Annotated in this window: 19 protein-coding genes; 3 read left to right on the top strand and 16 right to left on the bottom strand. The window is 66.4% G+C overall.

Annotated elements, in window-relative coordinates:
• Positions 1-44: 44 nt before the first annotated feature.
• Positions 45-1,262 carry a TIGR04347 family pseudo-SAM/SPASM protein gene (locus WD430_RS17765; protein ID WP_339103752.1) on the bottom strand — a complete coding sequence of 406 codons (1,218 nt, stop codon included), beginning with the start codon at positions 1,260-1,262 and terminating at the stop codon, positions 45-47.
• Complete coding sequence (locus WD430_RS17760) at positions 1,259-1,633, bottom strand: Htur_1727 family rSAM-partnered candidate RiPP (protein WP_339103751.1); 375 nt, start codon at positions 1,631-1,633, stop codon at positions 1,259-1,261. The genes WD430_RS17765 and WD430_RS17760 overlap by 4 nt, the downstream gene beginning before the upstream one ends.
• A 160-nt stretch (positions 1,634-1,793) precedes the next feature.
• Here WD430_RS17760 and WD430_RS17755 point away from each other — a divergent pair, with 160 nt between their 5' ends.
• Entirely contained in the window at positions 1,794-2,942 is a 1,149-nt protein-coding gene (locus WD430_RS17755; RefSeq protein ID WP_339103750.1) for a TIGR04053 family radical SAM/SPASM domain-containing protein, read from the top strand.
• A 414-nt stretch (positions 2,943-3,356) separates the two neighbouring features.
• On the opposite strand, the gene WD430_RS17750 is transcribed toward WD430_RS17755, so the two are convergent.
• The 7 genes from WD430_RS17750 to WD430_RS17720 all read right to left on the bottom strand — a co-directional run bounded on the left by WD430_RS17750 (position 3,357) and on the right by WD430_RS17720 (position 9,649).
• The gene (locus WD430_RS17750; RefSeq protein WP_339103749.1) at positions 3,357-5,186 is read right to left on the bottom strand and encodes an acetyl-CoA carboxylase biotin carboxylase subunit; all 1,830 of its coding nucleotides are present in this window, start codon (positions 5,184-5,186) and stop codon (positions 3,357-3,359) included.
• Positions 5,187-5,608: 422 nt separating this feature from the next.
• Positions 5,609-6,442: a carbon-nitrogen family hydrolase gene (locus WD430_RS17745; protein ID WP_339103748.1), complete on the bottom strand. Its 834-nt coding sequence runs from the start codon at positions 6,440-6,442 to the stop codon at positions 5,609-5,611.
• Positions 6,439-6,885 carry an SRPBCC family protein gene (locus WD430_RS17740; RefSeq protein ID WP_339103747.1) on the bottom strand — a complete coding sequence of 149 codons (447 nt, stop codon included), beginning with the start codon at positions 6,883-6,885 and terminating at the stop codon, positions 6,439-6,441. Before WD430_RS17740 ends, WD430_RS17745 begins: the two co-directional genes overlap by 4 nt.
• Before the next feature lie 101 nt (positions 6,886-6,986).
• Positions 6,987-7,211, bottom strand: a complete 225-nt coding sequence (locus WD430_RS17735) for a hypothetical protein (protein ID WP_339103746.1) — start codon at positions 7,209-7,211, stop codon at positions 6,987-6,989.
• A gap of 166 nt (positions 7,212-7,377) precedes the next feature.
• The gene (locus WD430_RS17730; RefSeq protein WP_339103745.1) at positions 7,378-7,566 is read right to left on the bottom strand and encodes a hypothetical protein; all 189 of its coding nucleotides are present in this window, start codon (positions 7,564-7,566) and stop codon (positions 7,378-7,380) included.
• A 169-nt stretch (positions 7,567-7,735) separates the two neighbouring features.
• On the bottom strand, positions 7,736-8,101 hold the full coding sequence (locus WD430_RS17725) for a hypothetical protein (RefSeq protein WP_339103744.1): 366 nt from the start codon (positions 8,099-8,101) through the stop codon (positions 7,736-7,738).
• A gap of 3 nt (positions 8,102-8,104) precedes the next feature.
• A complete protein-coding gene (locus tag WD430_RS17720; RefSeq protein WP_339105836.1) occupies positions 8,105-9,649 on the bottom strand; it encodes an acyl-CoA carboxylase subunit beta in 1,545 nt (514 codons plus the stop codon).
• Between the two features lie 267 nt (positions 9,650-9,916).
• Here WD430_RS17720 and WD430_RS17715 point away from each other — a divergent pair, with 267 nt between their 5' ends.
• Positions 9,917-11,260 carry a sodium-dependent transporter gene (locus WD430_RS17715; RefSeq protein WP_339103743.1) on the top strand — a complete coding sequence of 448 codons (1,344 nt, stop codon included), beginning with the start codon at positions 9,917-9,919 and terminating at the stop codon, positions 11,258-11,260.
• Positions 11,261-11,408: 148 nt separating this feature from the next.
• Here WD430_RS17715 and WD430_RS17710 read toward each other — a convergent pair whose 3' ends face one another.
• Together WD430_RS17710 and WD430_RS17705 are read right to left on the bottom strand one after the other, a co-directional pair.
• The gene (locus WD430_RS17710; RefSeq protein ID WP_339103742.1) at positions 11,409-12,131 is read right to left on the bottom strand and encodes an SDR family oxidoreductase; all 723 of its coding nucleotides are present in this window, start codon (positions 12,129-12,131) and stop codon (positions 11,409-11,411) included.
• A 101-nt stretch (positions 12,132-12,232) separates the two neighbouring features.
• Entirely contained in the window at positions 12,233-12,679 is a 447-nt protein-coding gene (locus WD430_RS17705; protein WP_339103741.1) for a response regulator, read from the bottom strand.
• Positions 12,680-12,944: 265 nt separating this feature from the next.
• On the opposite strand from WD430_RS17705, the gene WD430_RS17700 reads away from it, so the two are divergent.
• A complete protein-coding gene (locus tag WD430_RS17700) occupies positions 12,945-13,604 on the top strand; it encodes a glycerophosphodiester phosphodiesterase (RefSeq protein ID WP_339103740.1) in 660 nt (219 codons plus the stop codon).
• 27 nt (positions 13,605-13,631) lie between these two features.
• Here the strand turns inward: WD430_RS17700 and WD430_RS17695 are convergent, their stop codons facing one another.
• From WD430_RS17695 to WD430_RS17675, 5 genes are all read right to left on the bottom strand, one after another.
• Positions 13,632-14,030, bottom strand: a complete 399-nt coding sequence (locus WD430_RS17695; protein ID WP_339103739.1) for a secondary thiamine-phosphate synthase enzyme YjbQ — start codon at positions 14,028-14,030, stop codon at positions 13,632-13,634.
• 70 nt (positions 14,031-14,100) lie between these two features.
• Positions 14,101-15,117 (bottom strand): HEAT repeat domain-containing protein, encoded by a 1,017-nt coding sequence (locus WD430_RS17690; protein ID WP_339103738.1) that lies wholly within the window; start codon positions 15,115-15,117, stop codon positions 14,101-14,103.
• 76 nt (positions 15,118-15,193) lie between these two features.
• Positions 15,194-17,221: a SpoVR family protein gene (locus WD430_RS17685; RefSeq protein ID WP_339103737.1), complete on the bottom strand. Its 2,028-nt coding sequence runs from the start codon at positions 17,219-17,221 to the stop codon at positions 15,194-15,196.
• Entirely contained in the window at positions 17,214-18,542 is a 1,329-nt protein-coding gene (locus WD430_RS17680; protein WP_339103736.1) for a YeaH/YhbH family protein, read from the bottom strand. Before WD430_RS17680 ends, WD430_RS17685 begins: the two co-directional genes overlap by 8 nt.
• Positions 18,533-20,821, bottom strand: coding sequence for a kinase anchor protein (locus tag WD430_RS17675; RefSeq protein WP_339103735.1), 2,289 nt, complete (start codon positions 20,819-20,821; stop codon positions 18,533-18,535). Before WD430_RS17675 ends, WD430_RS17680 begins: the two co-directional genes overlap by 10 nt.
• Position 20,822: the final 1 nt, after the last annotated feature.

Genomic DNA, 20,822 nt, shown 5'->3' with positions numbered 1-20,822 from the left:
CGGCCGAAGACGGTCGACGGGCGACCCGATCGACGGCCGAACAATCAGTCCGCGGCGCCGCCCGCGACCGATCCCGACTTCTCGCCGTGAATCTCGTCGTCCCGGAGGTAACACTGCGGATCCGGCGCGAACAGGTCGCCCGTCGTCGCGAGCGCGCGAAGCCGCGACGCGCCCCGACAGATCGACTTGTACTGACAGTCCGCGCACTTCCCGTTCAGCCGCTCCTCGCGGTTCCGTAGCGCCTCGAGCAGCGGATTGGACTCGTCCTCCCAGATCTCACCGAACGGTCGGTCGCGGACGTTGCCGAGGCTGTAGCCCTGCCAGAACTGCGTCGGGTGGACGTTGCCCGCGTAGTCGACGTCGGCGATCCGCTCGCCCGTCGGGTCGCCGCCGTTTCGCTCGAGGTAGTCGTAGACCGCCCGCGCCTTCGCCTCGCCGAACTCCTCGCGGGCGTACTCCACGAGGAACGCGGCGTCGGCGTAGTTGCCGACCAGCAGGGTCTCGATCTCCTCGCCGCGGTCGTGGTACTCGAGCGTGAGGTCGGCGACCCGCTCGATCGCCTCGCGTTTCGCCTGCGGCGAGAGGTCGGCGTCGACGATCTCGGCCCCGCGGCCGCCGTAGTCGAGGTGGTAGAAGCAGAAGCGGTCCAGCCCCTTCTCGACCAGCAGGTCCACCACCCCCTCGAGGTCAGGCGCGTTGGCCTGGGTGATCGTGTACCGCAGGCCGGTCTTGAGGCCGACGTCGAGACAGTTCTCGATGCCGCGGACGGCGGCCTCGAACGCGCCGTCCTTTCCGCGGAACTCGTCGTTGCGCTCGGGCAGGCCGTCGACGGAGATGCCGGCGTACTGCAGTCCGGCGTCCTGCAGCGCCTCGGCCTTCTCCCGCGTCAGGAGAGTCCCGTTCGAGGAGAGCACCGGCCGCAGGCCGAGATCCGCGGCGTAATCGACGAGTTCGATCAGGTCGTCCCGAACGAGCGGTTCGCCCCCCGAGAAGAGGATCACCGGCGCGCCGTAGTCGGCCAACCCCTCGAGGAAGGTCTTCGCCTCGCTCGTCGAGAACTCGCCGGGCGCGGCCTCGAGGTCGGCGCCGGCGTAACAGTGCGAGCAGTAGAGGTTGCACCGCCGCGTGGCGTTCCAGACGACGACGGGCCTGCGCTGTTTCTCCTCGGTGATCTGGGGCTTCGAGGAGCCGTCGGCCGCGTCGTAGCGCAGCCCGTCGCCCTCGGCGTCGAGGTCACAGAGGAGCTTGCTGATCGAGATCACAGGCTGTTCACCTCGGAGGCGCCGGCGGTCTCCTTGTAGACGCGCGGTTCCTCGTCGTCGCTGTCGTCAGCGTCCCCGTCACCGTCGGTATCGGTATCGTCGCCGCCATCTCCGTCGGGTTGCTCCGACTCGCCGAACCCGCGCGTCGAGTACCGTCCGACCGCGTCTGCCGGACAGACCCAGACGTCGACGGCGTACCAGCCGAACAGCCGCGAGGCGTGTTCGTGGGCCTCGGTCTCGCTGCCGGCCGCGACGCTGCCGACGTGTCGCAGCGGATCGCCGGGCTCCTCGCGCAGGAAGACTTCCCACTGTCGCGTCGGGTTCCCCCGTTCGTCGGCGTCCACTCGCTCGCGTCGTGCCTTCTCGACCATATCGCTCGGTACGGACGGGGGTCGTAGAACCGTCCCCCAAACTCCCACCCGGTGGGAACACTCCGGGAAACGGCCGAACCGGTTCGACTCGAGCGACGGGTGTTCCCGCCGGTCGGGAACGACGGGGAGGTTTTCGACCGATCGACGCCGATTCCCGATAATGCGACCCGGAACTCTCGATACGTCCGACCGACCGATGGTCCTCATCTGGGAACTCACCCAGGCCTGCGGACTCGCCTGCGATCACTGTCGGGCCGACGCCCGGCCGAACCGCCACCCCGACGAGCTCTCGACCGCCGAGGGCAAACGGCTGCTCGAGGACGCCGCCGAGTTCGGCGACGGACAGCTGGTCGTCCTCTCGGGCGGCGACCCCCTCGTGCGCGACGACGTCGAGGAGCTGATCGCCCACGGCGACGACCTGGGGCTCCGGATGACGATCACGCCGAGCGGCACCGGCTCGCTGACCGCGGACCGCATCGAGGCGATGGCCGACGCCGGGCTCAAGCGGATGGCCGTCAGCATCGACGGCGCTTCCCCCGAGAGCCACGACGCGTTCCGCGGCGAAACCGGCAGCTTCGAGGAGACCATTCGCGCCGTCGAGGACGCCGAGGCGGCGGGCCTCCCGGTTCAGGTCAACACCACCGTCTGTCGCCAGACGGTCGGCGAACTCCCCGAAATCAGGGACCTCCTGCGGGAGCTCGGCGCCGTGATGTGGAGCGTCTTCTTCCTCGTTCCCGTCGGCCGCGGGCGGATCTTAGAGCCGATCGATCCCGACGAGGCCGACGCCGTGATGGCCTGGCTCGACGAGGTCAGCGACGAGGAGCCGTTCGGCCTCAAGACGACCGAAGCGCCACACTACCGCCGAGTCTCGATGCAACGCCAGCGCGCTCGAGCGGACGGCGAAGTTACGGACGCGGCTCCCGACGGAGATGGTAGCGGGGCGAATCCGGGACTCAAACGCCGCGGCGGAATCGTCGCCGGAGACGGCTTCGCCTTCGTGAGCCACACCGGCGAGGTCTTCCCCTCCGGCTTCCTGCCGGAATCCGCCGGGAACGTCCGGGAACGTCCCGTTACCGAACTCTATCGCGAGTCGGATCTCTTCCGAGAACTGCGCGACCGCGACAACCTCTCCGGCAAGTGCGGGGCCTGTCCGTACCGCCACGTCTGCGGCGGGAGTCGCTCGCGGGCGTTCGCGACGACCGGCGATCCGCTGGCGAGCGACCCGCTCTGTCCGTACGTTCCCGACGGCTACGACGGTCCCCTCCCGTGGGACGGCGACAGCGACTGGGACGTCGCAGTCGGGGACTGATCTCGAGTCGGCAACCGGTAGCGATTCGTCGCCGCACCGTTTCCGTTCGGCGCAGCTGCTGTTACGGAACGGAGCGAAGGGACGAGACCGAAAAAACCGGAGTCCGCGGGCGAAAGCCCAATGACTGACCAGAGTCCATCGGATTCGGGCACCACCCCGAACCGACGCGGCTCCACCCCGCGAGTCGTCCGGTTCGAAACCGCATCGACGCGCTGACCGTCCCGTCGCCGATCCGGCCGCGCGACCCCGTCACCCGAATTCGTCGGGCCGCGCGTACGACCGTTCCGAGAGCGGCTACTTGGCGGTTCGTCCGCACATATTCACTAATGTCGTGGCGCCGACGCCGTCGGCCGAGCGTCGAGACCAGCGACGCTCGGTATCGAGGCGAAAACGGAGAACAGCGACCCGGCGATCTTACTCGAGGACGACTAGCGTATCGCCCATGTCGACGCTCTGGTCTTCCTCGACGGCGATTTCGGTGACGGTGCCGCCCTTGGAGGCGACGATGTCGTTCTCCATCTTCATCGCCTCGAGGACGACCAGCACGTCGCCGGCGGCGACCTCGTCGCCGACCTCGACTTTGACGTCGAGGATCGTCCCCTGCATCTCGGCGTCGACGGTCTCGCCGCTGCCCTCGATTTCGCCGCTCTCACTGGAGCCGCCGGCGGGTTGTGGCGGCTCGGCCCCGCCGCCGACGTCGACGTCGCCGGCCGGAATGGCCGGCGCGCCGTGTTCCTCGAGTTCGACCTCGAAGCGCTTGCCGTTGACCTCGACGGTGAACTCGCGTTCGACGCCCTCCTCGTCCTCGCCGGACCCGTCGCCGGTGTCGCCGCCCCACTGCTCCTGGGCCTCCTCGATGCGGCTCTCGTCGATCTCCTCGTCCAGATACTTCGTCGTGTGCGTGCTCGCGACGAACTCCTCGTCGGTGAGCATCAGCCGGTGGAACGGGATGATCGTCGGGATGCCCGCGATCTCGTACTCTCGCAGCGCGCGCAGGGAGCGCTCGATACACTCGTCGCGGTCCTCGCCCCAGACGACCAGTTTCGCGATCATCGAGTCGTAGTCGGTGACGAGGTCGTCGCCCTGCCGGAGCGCGTCGTCCAGTCGGACGCCGATCCCGCCCGGCGGGTCGTAGGTCTCGAGCCGTCCGCCGGTCGCGGGCGCGAAGTCGTTGGCCGCGTTCTCGGCGTTGATCCGGAACTCCATCGCGTGGCCGTCGATCTCGACGTCGTCCTGGTCGAAGTCGATCTCCTCGTCGGCGGCGATCTGGATCTGGCGCTTGACGATGTCGATCCCAGTGATCTCCTCGGTGACGGTGTGTTCGACCTGAATCCGCGTGTTGACCTCGAGGAAGTAGAAGTTCGCGTCGGGACCGAGCAGTTCGCCCGCCTCGCGGTCCTCCTCTTCGACGAGGAACTCGACGGTGCCGGCATTGGTGTACTCCGCGGCGGCGACGCCTCGACGAGCGGCTTCGCCGATCTCCTCGCGCAGTTCGTCCGAGAGGGCCGCCGACGGCCCCTCCTCGATGACCTTCTGGTGACGGCGCTGGAGCGAACAGTCCCGCTCGCCGAGGTGGCGGACGTTACCGTGTTCGTCGGCCAGGATCTGGACCTCGATGTGGCGGGGCTGCTCGAGGTAGCGCTCGAGGTAGACCGAATCGTTGCCGAAGTAGGCCTCGCCCTCGCGCTGGGCGCTCTCGAGTTGGTCCTCGACCTCGCTTTCCTCCCAGACGACCTTCATCCCGCGGCCGCCGCCGCCGCCCTCGGCCTTGATGGCGATCGGGTAGCCGTGTTCCTCGCCGAACTCCTTGACTTCCTCGGGGTCGGTGACGGGGTCGGTCGTCCCGGGGACGATCGGCACGTCGGCCTCGCTCATGATCGTGCGGGCCTTGGTCTTCTCGCCCAGCGACTCCATCGCCGAACTGGACGGACCGATCCAGGTGATCCCTTCCGCTTTCTCGACCTTGCCCGCGAACTCGGCGTTCTCCGCGAGGAAGCCGTAGCCGGGGTGGATGGCGTCGGCGTCGGCCTTCCGGGCGGCCTCGATGACGGCCTCGTGATCGAGATACGAGTCGGCCGCGCGGGCCGGACCCACGTTGTACGCCTCGTCGGCGTAGCGGACGTGCCCCGAGTCTTTGTCGGCCTCGGAGTAGATAGCGACGGTTCCGATGTTCAACTCCTCGCACGCGCGCATCACTCGAACCGCGATCTCCCCGCGGTTCGCCACGAGAACCTTCCGAAACATTCCTGACTAAACCACATGCGAACCCACTACGTTACTTTTTCGCAATGGGTCGTCTACTGATGAAGATCCGCCACAGCGACAGCCATCGCGGCCGAACGCGAGGCTTCTCGAGCGGATGTGAACAACGAAAGGGACGTGGACGAGGGAGAGGCGGAGATGTGGACGCGGGCGAGAGGTGCTCGTTCCCGGGAAACGAGCATGCGACGGGCCGGAGCGACGCGCAGTGCCGGTCGTGACGTGAAAAGCGCCGTAAACCGGCATCCGGACAAATGCCGTGATGGAATAAAAAGTCAGCGGTCGCCGAATCGGTGAACGCGCTGCGGCCGAGAGCGGACCTCCGGTCCCTCGCTGTCCGCGAAACTGAAGGGTTCGCTTGATGACGAGAGACCTCCGCTCTCTCGAACGACAGCGTAAAAGGTTGGCTAGAGACGCCGATCTCGAAGCGCCGGAAACTCCTCGCGAACCCGGTCGACCGCGCCGAGATCGAGGTCGGCGACGACCAGCGTCGGTTCGTCGCCGCTCGAGGCCAGCGTCGTCCCCCAGGGGTCGTAGACGGTCGAACGGCCGAGCAGCGTCGCGTCCTCGTCGGGGAACCGACCCGAGCCGTTGATCGTCGCGACGAAGGCCTGATTTTCGATCGCTCGCGCGCGCGAAAGCGTCTCCCAGTGTTCGATCCGCGGATAGGGCCACGCGCTCGGGACGAGGACCAGTTCCGCGCCGGCGTCGATCAGCCGCCGGTACAGTTCCGGGAACCGCAGGTCGTAACAGGTCGTCGCGCCGACGGGAACGCCGGCGACGGTCGCCGTCTCGATCCGCTCGCCGGGGACGAGCAGTTCCGACTCGGCCGACTGGTAGCCGAAGAGGTGGTGTTTCCGGTAGACCAGTTGCAACTCGCCGTCGGCGTCGAACAGCGCCGCGGTGTTGGCGAGCCCCTCGTCGGCCGGGGTGTCGGCGGTCTCGGTAGCCGCGAGATCCTCCACAATACTCCCCGCCAGGACGGCGATCCCGTGATCGGCAGCCGCCTCGCGGAGCCGCGTGAGCGTCTCCCCCTCGAGGGGCTCGGCGAGGCGACCGTAGCTGTCGAACGCGAAGTACCCGACGTTGAACAGCTCCGGGAGCGCGACCAGATCGGCTCCCCGCTCGGCGGCCCGCGAGACCGCCTCGAGCGCCCGCTCGACGTTGGCGTCGACCGCTGTGGGTTCGACCTCGAGCTGTGCGAGCGCGAGCCGCAGCCGCTCGTCGGTCGCCCCGATCATGGTTCCTCGGAGCGGGTCGACTGCAGGTCGCGCTCGAGCGCCCGCTGGAGGTTCCGGAGTTCGTCGTCGAGATTGCGCTTGAAGAACTTCTCGACGCCCGGCAGCTTGCCGTCGACGACGAAGTGATTCTCGAGGCGGGTACCGTCGTCGAGCTCGACGATCTCGTGTTCGCCGGTGACGTCCATCACCTTCGATTTGCCGACGAACTTGACGTACGACGGCGGCTCGCGCGTGACGTCCTCGGTGTTGACGGCGATCGTCTTGCGGACGAGCGGGATCGGGAGCTCGACGTGCCAGGTGACCCGGCGTGCCTCCGGATCGTCGACGGTGTACCGCTGGACCACGCTGATCGCTCGGGCACGGTTCTCCGGATCGGCGATGAACTCCCAGACGCGCTCGGGTGAGGCGGCCAGTTCGAACGAGCGGTCGACGCGTACAGTCATGGCACTACGTGGGACAGTCGATAATAAAAAGACCGCGGACCGGGAGCCGACCGCCGTTCGGGTCGACTACCGCTCCCGACGCGAGCGGGCCACGGGCGAGCTCAACTGAGAGAGACTCTCCACGTCGTCGACCGAGCGCGTCCCCACTTCTCGATATCGACCTCGTCGGATTTCTCCGCGAGGTGGGGGAGTCGCACGCCGACCTGTTTCGACGAGAGTCCGATCGCATCCGCGATGTTCTTCGCCCGGAAGTACTGTTCACCGCGGGCGGCACTCTCCCGGAGATACGAGAGAATTCGTTGCTCTTCGTCGGAGTAATCGGTCATCGTCCGTACGTCCCCGTTGGGCGTCGGTACTATTAACTCTTACAGGCGATACCCCCGTCCTCGAGAGGTGGCGCCGCGAACGGGGTGGACGTGTCGGCTGGGAACGGTCACCCGGCACCGGTCGCTCCGGTCTCGAGCGCGCTCGAGACGGATTGACTCGATCCGATCAGTCCCAGTAGAGGTGGATACCGACGACCGCCAGCGAGCTAAAGATCATCGCGGCGGCGAATCCCCAGGCGGCGGTGAGATCCGGTGCGCCGGTAAACATCAGCAGTGCACCGATCGTCGCGACCGCGCCGAGTGCGAGCGCCAGTCCAACACCCATGTCCGTCGTTGACTCGGTTTCCGTGGCCATGCCCGGGGATTGCGTATGGGGTCTCTTAAGCGCATTCATTCAGCGTCGGCGAAACGAACGACGAGTCGCGTTCGCGGAGAACGGCGTCGCTGTCACGGCGGGGACGAGGGCAGTGGCGGGCAGTGAATCCGAAGCGAAGCCGTGGCGAGCGACGGTACCGAGGCGGCGCTCAGAACCGGTCGGTGCGACCGGCGGCCGACCACGGATCGGTCGGCGTCTCGCGCGGGACGCGGACGGTCCGGTGTTGCTGGGCGCGGATCCGCCCGGCGAAGGACCAGCGTCTGTCGTCCCAGGTCTCCGCCTCGTCGGCCGCCGCGGCGGCGGCCGCGAGCGCCTGGTCGTGGAGATGGGCGCCGATCGCGGCCGCGATCGCCGCGGCCTCCTCGTCGCTCGCGTCGTCGGGAACGTCGAGTTCGACGTTCGACAGGAGGTCCCCCTCGTCGGGCACCGCGTCGGCGGCCGCGGCGTCGGCCGACGCCTCGGTCGCGTCGGCCGGTTCCTCCTCGAACTCGACGTTCGACTGGTTGGTAGTCATTACTTATAGCGGGATGTTACCGTGTTTCTTGTCCGGGTTCTGTTCGCGTTTGGTCTCGAGCATCTCGAGGTCGTCGATCAGCCGCGGTCGCGTTTCGGTGGGAACGATGACGTCGTCCAAGAACCCTTTGTCCGTTGCAGTGTACGGGTTGGCGAACTCCTCGCGGTACTCCTCGATGAGTTCGTCCCGGAGCTCGTCGGGGTTGTCGGATTCCTCGAGTTCCTTGCGGTAGAGGAGGTTGACCGCGCCCTGGGGTCCCATGACCGCGATCTCGGCGGTCGGCCAGGCGTAGTTGACGTCGGCGCCGAGGTTCTTGGAGGCCATGACGCAGTAGGCGCCGCCGTAGGCCTTCCGGGTGATGACCGTCAGCAGTGGGACGGTCGCCTCCGCGTACGCGTAGAGGAGTTTCGCGCCGTGGCGGATGATCCCGCGGTGTTCCTGATCGGTCCCGGGCATGTAGCCGGGGACGTCGACGAAGGTGACGATCGGGATGTTAAAGGAGTCACAGAAGCGGACGAACCGCGAGCCCTTCATCGAGGAGTCGACGGTGAGCGTGCCGGCGTTGACGCGGGGCTGGTTGGCGACGAGGCCGACCGAGCGTCCGTCGAGGCGGCCGAAGCCGACGACGAGTTCCTTGGCGAAGTTGTCCGCGACCTCGAAGAACGAGCCCTCGTCGACGACGCTGTCGATGACGTCGACCATGTCGTAGGGCTTCTGGGGGCTCGGCGGGACGATGGACTTCAGTTCCTCGTCCCGGCGGTCGGGGTCGTCCCACGGCTCGACGCGCGGCGGATCCTCCATGTTGTTCTGCGGGAGGTAGGAGAGCAGCCGCTGGATGTCGTCCAAGGCCTGTTCCTCGCTCTCGCAGGCGAACTGGGCGACGCCGGTCTTGCCGGCGTGGGTCATCGCGCCGCCGAGTTCCTCGTGAGTGACCTCCTCACCGGTGACGGTCTTGGTGACGCCGGGCCCGGTGATGTACATGTGGCTCGTGTCCTTCACCATGAAGATGAAGTCGGTGATCGACGGGGAGTAGACCGCGCCGCCGGCACAGGGCCCCATAATAGAGGAGATCTGGGGGACGACGCCGCTGGCCTCCTGATTGCGCCGGAAGATCTCCGTGAAGCCGGCCAGGCTCTTGACTCCCTCCTGAATCCGGGCGCCGGCGGAGTCGTTGAGCCCGACGACGGGCGCGCCGACTTCCATCGCCATGTCCATGACCTTGCAGATCTTCTCGGCGAAGACCTCGCCCAGAGAGCCGCCGAAGACCGTAAAGTCGTGGGCGAAGACGAAGACGGTGCGGCCGTTGACCTCGCCGTAGCCCGTGACGACGCCGTCGCCGGGGATCTTCTTCTCTTCCATCCCGAACTGGCTCGTCTGGTGGGTCCGGAGCTGGTCGAACTCCGTGAAGGTGCCCTCGTCGAGGAAGTAATCGATCCGCTCTCTGGCGGTCATCTTCCCCTTGTCGTGTTGCTTCTCGATGCGCGCCTCGCCGCCGCCTAGCTCGGCCTCCTCGCGGCGCTCCTCGAGTTCGTCGATGCGATCTTCCATCGTCATGCTCGGTACACCCCTCGCTGTATCATACGACCTTCTGTGATGACCAACAGGAAAAGGATTCCGTAATACCTACACGATTTATCACTGTCCGAAAGAGCCATAGGCTCGAGAGCGAATCCGAGATAGTCCCACTCGCTAATAGTAGTTCAACCCACGTTCATCTCTGGCCGGAATGTGGGTGTACGGGAGTTTCCGACCCGAAGTCGTCATCTATAGAAATCACGAAAAGTTATATGCGGCCACTCTTTCAATCCATTCGATATGGCACAACGCGAATCATGGGCAACGCGAGCAGGGTTCATTCTGGCTGCGGTCGGGAGCGCAGTCGGGTTAGGGAACATCTGGCGGTTTCCGTATCAGGTAGGTGAGTACGGTGGTGCAGCGTTCCTCGTCGTTTACCTTCTATTGGTCGCGTTCGTCGGCTTCCCCGTCATGTTAGCCGAGTTCACGATCGGCCGGTACACCGAGCGAAACCCCGTCGGCGCGCTCAAGCAGATCGGAGAGGGAATCTGGTCGAAGATCGGCTGGGTGTTCCTCGCCGCCGGATTCGTCATTCTCTCCTATTACAGCGTCGTCGCTGGATGGATTCTTCAGTACATCGTCATCGGACTACAGGGTAATTACGCCGCGGGCGGTGCCGCCGCACAGTTCGGGGCGACCACCGGTGGACTGACCTCGGTGCTCACACACGCGATATTCATGGCCGCCGTCATCGGGATTGTCGTGTTCGGTATCCGGGACGGTATCGAACTCTCCGTCAAGCTGATGGTGCCGGCGATTATCGCTCTCCTTTTCGGACTAGCGGCTTACGGCGCAACACTGTCAGGTGCCGGGGACGCGTACGCGTACTATCTCTCGCCTGATCTGGGAACGATCGCGTCGAACTGGACCGAGATCCTTCCCGCGGCGGCCGCGCAAGCGTTCTTCACGCTGTCGCTCGGGATGGGCGTGATGATCACGTACGCGTCCTATCTCGGGGAGGACCGAAACCTCGCGAAGGACGGCGCTATCATCGTCGGTCTCGACACGCTGATCGCGTTCACCGCCGGGCTGGTGGCGTTCCCGATTCTCTTCACCGCTAACCTGACGGAGACCACCGACGGCCCGGGCTTCATCTTCGTCAGCCTCTCGGAGGCGTTCAGCAATATCCCGTTCGGCGGGATTCTCGGCGCCATCTTCTTCGCCACCGTCGCGATCGCCGCGCTCTCGAGTGCGATCAGCATCCTGGAGGTCGTCGTCTCCTACCTGATCGACGAGCACGGGATCGACCGAAAGCCGGCAGTAACGGCGCTCGGAGTTGCGATATTCCTCCTCGGTGTACCAGTCGCCTACGACAATTCAGCGGGACTGGTCTGGCTCACAGTGTACGACGGACTCGCGAACCAGATCCTGCTCATCCTCGGCGGCCTGCTGTTGGCCCTTTACATCGGCTGGGTCGAGACCGGTCTCGGGCTCGAGGAACTCGGTAGGGGCTTCCGAAACCTCGGCTCCTGGGGACAGGCCTGGATCTGGACGCTCCGGATTCCGGTCATCCTCCTGTTGCTCGTGGTCCTCTGGTACAACGGAAACGCGGTCTACAGCAGTCTCAGCGGCATCTTCGGCTGATCGTCGCGGCAGCTGATCCAACTTCGAACTGACACGGTTTCTTCGCCGTCGATGCGACGACTTCCGCACCGGCAGAGAACGTTGTTCTCAACGCTGCTCGTTGAACGGAGTTCCTGCCACCACCGGTATCGGGGCAGAGCCGACCGCTTCACGCCTCGCCGTAGACCGGTACGGCCGCCCCGCTCGTAACTGCCGCACCGTCGCTACAGAGGAAGGTCATCACGTCCGCGATCTCGGCGGGATCGACCCACGAGTCGTGATCCGCGTCGGGCATCATCTCGCGGTTCATCGGCGTGTCGATCACGCTGGGCATCACGCAGTTGGCGCGGACGGTCCCCTCGTTCTCCTCGGCCAGCGTCTCCGTCAACAGTCGAATCCCCGCCTTCGTGATCCGGTAGGGACCGTCGCCCTCGCCGCCCTCGAGCGACGAGCGCGCACTCACGCTCACGATCGCACCCTCGCTGTCCTGCAGATGGGGAAGCGCGTGTTTCGATGCCAGAAACGCCGTCTTCAGGTTGATATCGACGAGCATCTCGAACGCCTCGAGGTCGGTGTCCTCGATGCGGTCGCCGCCGCGCCACGTCCCGGCGATGTTCAGCAGATGGTCGATCCGGCCGTGGTCGTCGACGACGGTCGCCATCAGCTCCTCGACGTCGCTCTCGTCGGTCAGGTCGGCCTCGTAGAAGTGCGTCTTCGAGTCCGGCTCGAGCAAGCTGTCCTCGTCGTCCGGGGCGACGACGTCGACGGCGCAGACGGTCGCGCCGGCCGCCCGGAATCGATCGACCGCGGCGCTGCCGAGCGCGCCGCTCGCGCCCGTGATCACGGCGACGGTGCCGTCGAAGTCGACGGAGTAGTCGGTCGCAGGTGACATACGCTACCGTGCGGTAGCAGGGGACGTAATAGCCCGGTGTCCATCGGTGAGAAGACTCGGTATCGGGGAGCCGAGAGACGGCTCCGACGGCGTCGAACCGATCACGCCGACATCGGAGGCAGCGCGGCCCGCTGGAACCAGAAGTCCGCGACGGCCTCGACCATCTCGGAGTACTCGACCGGATCGGTCGGTTTCGTCAGATAGGCGTTGGCCGCGAGCTCGTAGCTCTCGTGGATGTCCTCGATGGCCTCGGAGCTCGTGAGGACGAGGACGGGAATGCGAGCGAGTTTCGGCTCCTCCTGAATCGACTCGAGGAACTCGAGGCCGCCCATCCGTGGGAGGTTCAGATCGAGGAGCACGAGGTCCGGCAGCGGGGCAGCGTCGTCGCACCGCTCCGTGAGGAACTCGACCCCCTCGTCGCCGTCGGTCGCGACGTGGATGGTCGTCTCCATCGAGAGTTGCCGGAACGCTTCCTGCGTGAGACGGACGTCGCCGGGATTGTCCTCTACCAGGAGGATATCGATCGGTTCGTCGCGTCGATCATTCATGGTGTGGTCACCTCCAGCAGCGGTCTCGTCGCAGTCGATTAGAACTCGGTCGGGACACTAACGAGTGTTCCTAGTAGCGGTACCGGTATAACGGTACTTGCTAAAGGCTTTGGAACCCGCGCCGATTCGGCGGTTACGGGGACTGTCGTCGCCGATATCCACCGTCGGCGCTGACCGTCCGTGATCGTCGGTGTGGAAGCGGGACCGCGACCGCTCGTGAGAATCGGCGACCGACTGAAGCCGATCGCCGCCCTTCGTCCGGCGAATGCGTCTGATCGCACACCGCGGGTTCGCAGCGACGGCGGCCGAGAACACGATCGCGGCGTTCCGGTCGGCGGCCGACCGCGCGGACGCCGTCGAGTTCGACGTCCGCCGCTGCGGCTCGGGCGAACTCGTCGTCGTCCACGACGAGACGATCGACCGCGTGACCGACGGCGTCGGTGCCGTCGCCGACAGCAGCCTCGAGGCCCTCGAGTCCCACACCGTGCTCGACTCCGGCGAGCCGATCCCGACCCTCGAAGAGGTGCTCGAAGCCCTCCCGCCGACGGTCGACGTCGACATCGAACTCAAGGACGCCGGCATCGCGGCGGACGTCCTCGAGGCCGTCGACGGGGCGGAGAACCGAATCGTCGCGACGTCCTTTCTGGCGTCCGAACTGCGCACGATCCGCGAGATCGATCCCGACCAGCCGATCGGGCTGCTGGTCAGCCGGCGCCTCGAGACGCCGGTCACGACCGCCGTCGAACTCGACTGCGACGTCATCGGCGCGAGCTACTGGCGGTGTCTCGCCACGCGCGTAGTCCCGCGGGCGAACGCCGTCGGTCTCGAGGTCCACGCGTGGACGATCGAACACCGCGTTCTGGCGACGCTCCTCGAGTCGCGAGGGGTCGACTGCGTCTCCGCGGATCGGCCGCTCCGAGTGTGACGGCGCGCGGAACGCGGACCGCACCGACTACTCGCCGACGGTCGTCACGGAGACCGTCCGCGTCCGCGGCCCGTCGCACTCGACCAGCAGGACGGACTGCCACGTGCCGAGCGCCGGCTCGCCGTCCGCGATCGGAATCGTCACGTCGGGCCCGAGGAGCGCCGCTCGGAGGTGCGAGTCCGCGTTCCCGTCGAGCCGGTCGTGCGCGTGGCCCTCGTCGGGAACGAGATCGCGGAGGAACGTCTCGAGGTCGCCGCGCAGCCGCGACTCGTTCTCCTGGACGACGAGCCCGGCCGTCGTGTGTCGCACGAAGGCCGTCGCGGTGCCCGACTCGAGGTCGTCAGGGACGGCCGCGGCGATGCGATCGGTCACGTCGACGGTCGTCAGTCGCGCGTCGGTCTCGACGGAGAACGTCGACTGGCTCATAGCGGTCACGTGGCGGGCCAGCTACCACTGTCTTGCGCTCGCGGAGAACGAGACGACGGGCGGGCGGCGGCTACGAGACCTGATCAAGCGCCCAGCTCGCCCGTTCTCGGACGTCGGGATTCGGGTCCTCGTGGGCCAGGGCCGCGAGCCGGTCCGCGGCCGCGTCGACGCGACCGTATCCGAGCGCGACGGCGGCGTTGGCCCGCACGCGGTCGTGGTCGTCGGCCAGCCGCTCGAGCAACGGCTCGCGGACCGGCTCGAGGACCGACGTGAGCTCCGCCGTCACGCGGGCGATCGCGACGGCGGCGTTGGCCCGGGTCTCCCCGTCGTCGTGCTCGAGCGCGGTCGCGAGGGCCGGAACGGCCGGTTCGACCGCCGTGGGCGTCCGGCGGGCGACGTCGGCCAGACAGCCGACGGCGTTCCGCCGGAGGGGGACGGCGTCGTGGTCGACGAGTTCCAGCGCCGGATCGACGAAGTCGAGCGTCGGCAGCGGCGTCTGCGATCGCGCCAGGCGCCCGACCGCCGACAGCACCGGCACGCCGTGGCGCTCCGGATCGGCCTCGAGGGCCGCCGTGAGAAGCGGGACCGCCGACTGAATGGCGCCCGGCGTCTCCGCCGACAGCCGCTGGAATATCTTCAGTCCACGCCGATCGTATCCGGGGCGACGGTCGACCACGTCGGCGATCGCGTCGACGTGATCGACGAGGGCGGACGGCTGATCGACCGCGATCGTCGCGAGACAGCGAAGCAACTCGGCGGTCGCCGGCCCGCCGGGATTCTCGGCGGCGAAGGCGACGATCTCGTCGGTCGACGGCGCGACGTCGGCGGTCGATTCGGTCGCGAGTTCGGCCAGACAGTAGGCGACCTCCTCGTGAAAGTCGACGTCGTCGCCGAGCAGCCGCCGCAGTTTCGGGACGGTCGGGAGACAGGCCGCTGGATCGTCGGCCAGCGTATCGCGGACCGCCCGCACGGCGGCTCGCTGCTCGTCGCGGTCGTCCGTATCGAGCCGTGCGAGGACGGCCGGCAGATCGAACGCGCCGTCGCCGGACTGCGGCGTCCCGACTGCCCGGCCGCCTTCCCTATCCATTGTGTCCCGACGATGTGCGATAGGGACTAAAAGCCTTCCGAGTGTTTCGTGATCGTCGATCTCTCTGAAAAAAGTATCAGGCGAGCCACTCGTCGGGTTTCGTGTCGTAGTCGACGTCGTCGGCCGAGAGGTGGTCGACCTCCTCCCAGGGGACGTCCTCGACGGTCACCTCGTCGCCGTCGTACCGGATCAGTTTCCCCCGCTCTTCGGGTTCGGGTTCGCGGTTCCGGCGCTTGGCGACCTCGATATCGTGGTCGTCGATCTCCTTGACGATCGTCAGCAGGTTCACCGGCCGACCCCAGAGTTCGAAGATCCGCTTCAGGGTCTCCTTCGCCTGCCCGAGGTCGAGCATGACGCCGTTGTACTGGTGGCCCAACAGCAGTTCGTTGGCGTTGTTGTAGTTGCCGTCGTAGACCGCGATCGTCGGCTTCCCGAAGTTGGTGAACTGCAACAGGAGCTTCTTCTTGACGTCTTCGGCGGCGTCGCTGGCGACGTGGAACTGGCCGGTCGCCTGCGAGTGCTCGTAGGTGAAGTAGTTGTTCTCCGTGATGAACTCCTGGGTGAGGAACTCGTCTAAGAAGGTCACGTCGTTGTGGCTCTCGCGGATGTCGAACATCCGGTCCCAGCCCGCGGTGAAGTCGACGTCGGCGAGCGCCTCCGCGACGCTCTCGTAGCGGGCGTCGTCGAAGAGGTAGCGGCCGATCTGCTCGAGGTCGTTCTGGCTCACTCGGGTCAGGAACCCGCGGTGCTGGCGCTTGACCAGCGAGTAGTGACGGCGTGCGAGCCCCTCCTCGGTCAGGACCTTCCACGGATACTTCGAAACGTCGATCTCGCCCTCCTGGGCGGCCGCGAGGGCCTCGCGGTCGACGTACTCCTCGGGAACCTCCTCGAGCGCGTCGAGCGTCTCGGGCGTGATCGTGTCGATCGCTTCCGGCGGCTCGAGCGTCTCGAGCACCTCGTCGAAGTCGACGACGTCCATGAGGTTCCGCCAGGAGATGCCCTCGACGCGCAGCAGGTGCTCTAAGACCTCCCGGCGGTTCGTCCGGTTCTCGACGTACTCCCAGAGCTCCATCCCGAGGCTGTAGGGGTTGAGCCCGCCCGACGCCAGCACCTTCGCCATGTGATCGGCGTAGTTCATGAACTCGTCGTCGCCGGCGAAGGCCTCGTCGGTCATCATCGTCGACTCCCAGTAGGCGGCCCACCCCTCGTTCATCACCTTCGTCATCTTCTGGGCGGCGAAGTAGTAGGCCTCCGCGCGCATCATGTCGAGGATGTCACGCTGCCACTCCTCCATCTCGGCCGCTCGACCCGCCTCGTCGTCGTACTGCTTGCCGTGTTCGCGGACGAACGCGAGGACGTCCTTCTGGGGCTCCTCGGGGAAGCTGACGGCCTCGCCGTCCTCCTCGAGTTTCTCGAGCCACTCCTCGTCGAAGACCTCGCCCTTCACCTCGTCGGAGAGGCCGAGTTCGTCTAACTTCTCCGCGAGGTCGTCGTCGAGGTCGTCGACCGGCCCGTCGACGTCGAGACGGCGCTCGAACACGCGGTGCTGGTCGATGTTGTCCTCCAGCGAGAGGCAGTGATCGATCCACTTCTCGACCTCGGCGCGGTCGATCTCGGGATCGGCCATATACTCGTCGATCGCGCGCGCGTGGCGCTCGAGCATGGCGGCGGCGTTGACCTGCTCCTCGTCGGCTCGGCCGCTGGTGAAGAGGCCGAACCACTCGTTGTTCGCGAAGAAGTCCGAGTGGGCCTCGACGTGGGTGATGACCGCCTTCTGGTCGGCGATCGTGTTCGACTCCTGTAGGAACGCGTGGGCCGGATTGTCGTTGTTGACGATCTCGAAGGCCTTCCCGCCGCCGTACTGGCCCTGCTTTTGCTGCTTGTCGTACTGCATGCCCCACCGCCAGTGGGGGTATCGCGACTGAAAGCCCCCGTAGGCGATGAGCTCGTTCATCTCGTCGTAGTCGATGATCCAGTACTTCACCGGGTAGGGCTCGAGGCCGAGTTTCTCGGCCAGGTTCCTGGCCTCCGAAACGGGTTCCTCGAGTTCGCCGGCGATCGCCTGTTTGCGGAATCGGTCCGCGTTGGAGTTGCGTTTACTCATCTGCTTCACCCTCCGTCGAGAGGATCTCGTAGATCGCGTCCGTCACGTCCTCCTTGCTGTTGACGTACGCCACGGCCACGTCGTCGGCGTCGGTGCCGAAGTGGCGCTCGAGCTCCTCGGCGTGGGTGGCGTTGATCGCGTTGCCGCTGGGCTGGGTCTCCACGTAGGCGTGGAGGTTCGCCGGGATCTGCTCCATCATCGGAATGACGCGCTCTTCGGTGTCGTTCGAGGAGTTCTCGGAGTCGCCCGCGGCGAAGACGTACCGGTTCCAGTCGCTCCAGGGGTACTCCTCGAGCAGTTCGTTCGCGAGTTCGTAGGCGCTCGAGATCTTCGTCCCGCCGCCGCTGCGGATGCCGAAGAAGTCGTCGCGTTCGACCTCCCAGGCGTCGGCGTCGTGGGCGATGTAGACGAACTCGGCGTTGTCGTACTTGCCCTGGAGGTACCAGTCCAGCGGGGTGAAGGTCCGCTCGACGAGTTCGCGTTTCTTCTCGCGCATCGAGCCGGAGACGTCGCGGATGTTGACGACCACGACGTTCTTCTCCTTCTCCTCGATGATCTCCGGGTGGCGGTAGCGCTCGTCCTCGCGGCGGAAGGGGACCTGTTTGATCCCCTCCCGGCGGATCTTCTGCTGGACGCTCTCGCGTTCGACGTTCGCCTCGACCTCCTCGATGGAGGCCCATTTCCCGCGTTCGTCATCGGGAATGCTACTGTAAGCTTCCTCGACCCAGGCCATCGAGACGGGTAGGTTCTCGCCGCGGGCCCACTCGAAGACCTCGCGGGGCTCGATCCCTTCGACCTTGCAGAGTTCCCGCAGGAACTCCTCGTCGAAGTCCATCGCGAGCTTTCGCTTGAGCCCCTCCTTGAACATCCGCTCGAAGTCGAGGGTGCTGTCGGGGCCCGTCCGGGTCATGTCGGTGAAGGGGCCTTCCTTCTCCTCGACGACCTTCTTCCCCTTCGGATCGAGGTCTAAGCCGAGTTCCTCGTCGAGTTCCTCGGCGAACTCCTCGGGGTCCATCTCGTAGTACTCGTGGTCGCCGCCCTCCTCGCCGGGTTCGCCGTCCTCGCCGTCGTCGTCGCCCGGCTGTGGCTGGGGCTGGCCGACCGGCTGGCCGGGCTGGGGCGTGCCGTCCTCGCCCTGGCCGACGCCGCCCTTGTCCCGCTGGTCGTACTCGAACTCCGGTAGCGAGACGATCTTGACCGGGATCTGGATGTCGCTGTTCCCGCCGCCGCTCAGATCGCCGTACTGGATGAAGTCGGCCAGATCCTCGCGGCGCTGTTCGCCCACTTCCCGGAATCGCTCGAGGTCGTCTTTCAGTCCCATCTGTAGCTCACCTGTCCCATGACGTGTCGGCTGGTTAGCTCGGCCGACGCCTCCGAGTAGTCGAAGAGGTCGACCATCGTTTCGATCGTTCGCTCCTTGACCGACGCCGTCTGCGTGCCGCTCGGTGGGTCGTCCCACTGGCGCGGGTCGAAGTCCTCGAAGGTCCGCTGGACGTCCTCCCAGTCGTGGCTCTCGAGGACGGTCTTGATCACCGGGATCGCCGTCAGGTCGACGTCCTCGACCGAGAAGTCCTCGTTGCGGTGTTCCCACGCGTGGCGGTTCAGCGAGGTGATCACCTTCTCGCGGCGGAAGTTACGGACGCTCTCCCGCGGGAGGTTGCCCTCGTACTCGCCCTCGGAGAACCGGCCGAGGTGTTCGATCTCGAACAGCTTCATCTTCAGCGGGTCCGGCTCGACGCGCTCGCCGCGGTCGTTGTACAGCGGCTCCTCGGTCTCCCAGGCGTAGACGTGTTCGACGTACTCGGCGACGGTCTCCTCGTCGACCCGCTTGTCGTGCATGATCGCCTCGATGACGTCGCTCTCCTGTTGGTCGAAGAGGTAGTTCTTCACGGGCACGATTCGGTTCTCGAACTCCGAGCGCTCGCCCGTCGAGAAGACGGGGGCGTCGGCCAGTCCCTCGGCCATCGCGTTGAGCACGTCCCGGGGCATGACCACGTTCTCGACCGCCAGATCGGGGTGGTGGCGGTCCCGCTCGGTCTGGAGCAGTTCGGCGAGGGTGTCCCGCGTGTAGGTCACCGGGATGCCGTGTTCGCCGTCGTGGGCCTCGCCGTCGAAGTCGAACTCCTCTTTCTCGCGGCGGGAGTCGCCCTCCTGGAGGTAGCCCTGGTCGTAGATCAGGGCCTTGTCGACGAGGTCCAGTCCGTTGGGGAGGTTCTCCTCGTCGAGTCGCGTCGCGACCGCGTAGAGGGCGGCCGCCTCGATCGCGTGGGGCGCGAACTCCCGCGTGTGCGTCTCGCCGTCCTGATCCTTGACCGTCACCGACACCGGTTCGCGGATGCGATCCTCGAGTTCGTCGTAGCTCTCGGCCTCCCAGACGGACGTCTCGTTGGTCAGTTCGCGACGGATGAGCTCGGACTCGAGCGAGAGGTTCGTCAGGTAGCCGAACTGGTGTTTGTCCAGTCGGCGTTTGAGCGCTTTCAGGGGGTCCATGCCGTTGCGGTCCGAGTGCTGGTTGAGCTGCGCCTCGAGGTCGGGGTTCGAGATGATCAACAGCTGGGAGTCGACGTCCATCCCGATTCCCTTGTCCAGTTTCACCGACTGCTCGTCGGGGACGTTCAGCAGCTTCTGCAGCAGGTCGGCGTGCTGGGCCGCGTCCTCGACGATCGTGAGGACGCCGTTGCCCTGCGAGAGGACGCCGTCGTAGGAGAACGCCTGCGGGTTCTTGCGCCCGCGGGAGTCCAGTTCCTGCAGCATGCCGTGCATCCAGGAGCCGACGAGCCGTTCCTTGGGTCGGCCCTCGTCCTCCGAGTGGAGGACGCCGACGCCCTGACCGATGTCGACGACGTAGTTCTTCACGCGGAGGTGGTCGTCGTCGGTGATCGCCGAGAACAGCTCCTCCTCGCCCTCCCGGCGGTAGCGCTCCTCTAAGAAGTCGTAGGCCTCCCGGGAGAACGGGTCGAGTTCCGCGTCGACCTGGACGGGGACGTGGTCGTCGAGTTCGGCGTTGAGGTCCTCGAGCAACCGCTCGCGGACGTTCTGAGGGAACACCGACAGCGGGTGGGTCTGGACGGGGCTCTCGTACCAGTGCTGGTCGTCCGTCGCCGTGGGATCGCCGGTCCCGTAGCTCAGGCCGCGGTCGCCGGCCTCGGCGGTGGTCACGTTCCACTCGACCGTGTAGCGCCGTCCCTCGGGCGTCTTCGAGTACTCGCGCAGCCCGTTGACCAGACAGCGCTTGAGTTCGGACTTGCCCGTCGCCGTGGGGCCCTCGAACCAGATGATCTTCTCGTCTTTCGCCCGCCCCGCGGCGATCGACCGGAGGTCGTCGACGAACCCGTTGAGCACCTCGGTGTTGCCGAGGATCGCGTGCTCGCCGTCGTTGTACGGGTCGTCGAAGAAGCGGTAGCGCTCCTTCTCCTCGCCCTCCTCGACGACCGTGCGGGTGCCGGCGGCCTCGATCGCCTCGAGGAGGTACTTCGACGCGTGGGAGGCGATCGTCGGATTCTCGAAGATCCGATCGACGTAGGTCGCGAGGTCCATCGGCTCCTCGTAGGTCTCCTCGAGCGTGTGATCGGCCTCGGTGACGTAGTCGTCCCCGGTCATG

This window comes from Haloterrigena sp. KLK7, assembly GCF_037914945.1.
Classification (GTDB): domain Archaea; phylum Halobacteriota; class Halobacteria; order Halobacteriales; family Natrialbaceae; genus Haloterrigena; species Haloterrigena salinisoli.
This window is presented reverse-complemented; position numbering and strand designations above follow the sequence as displayed.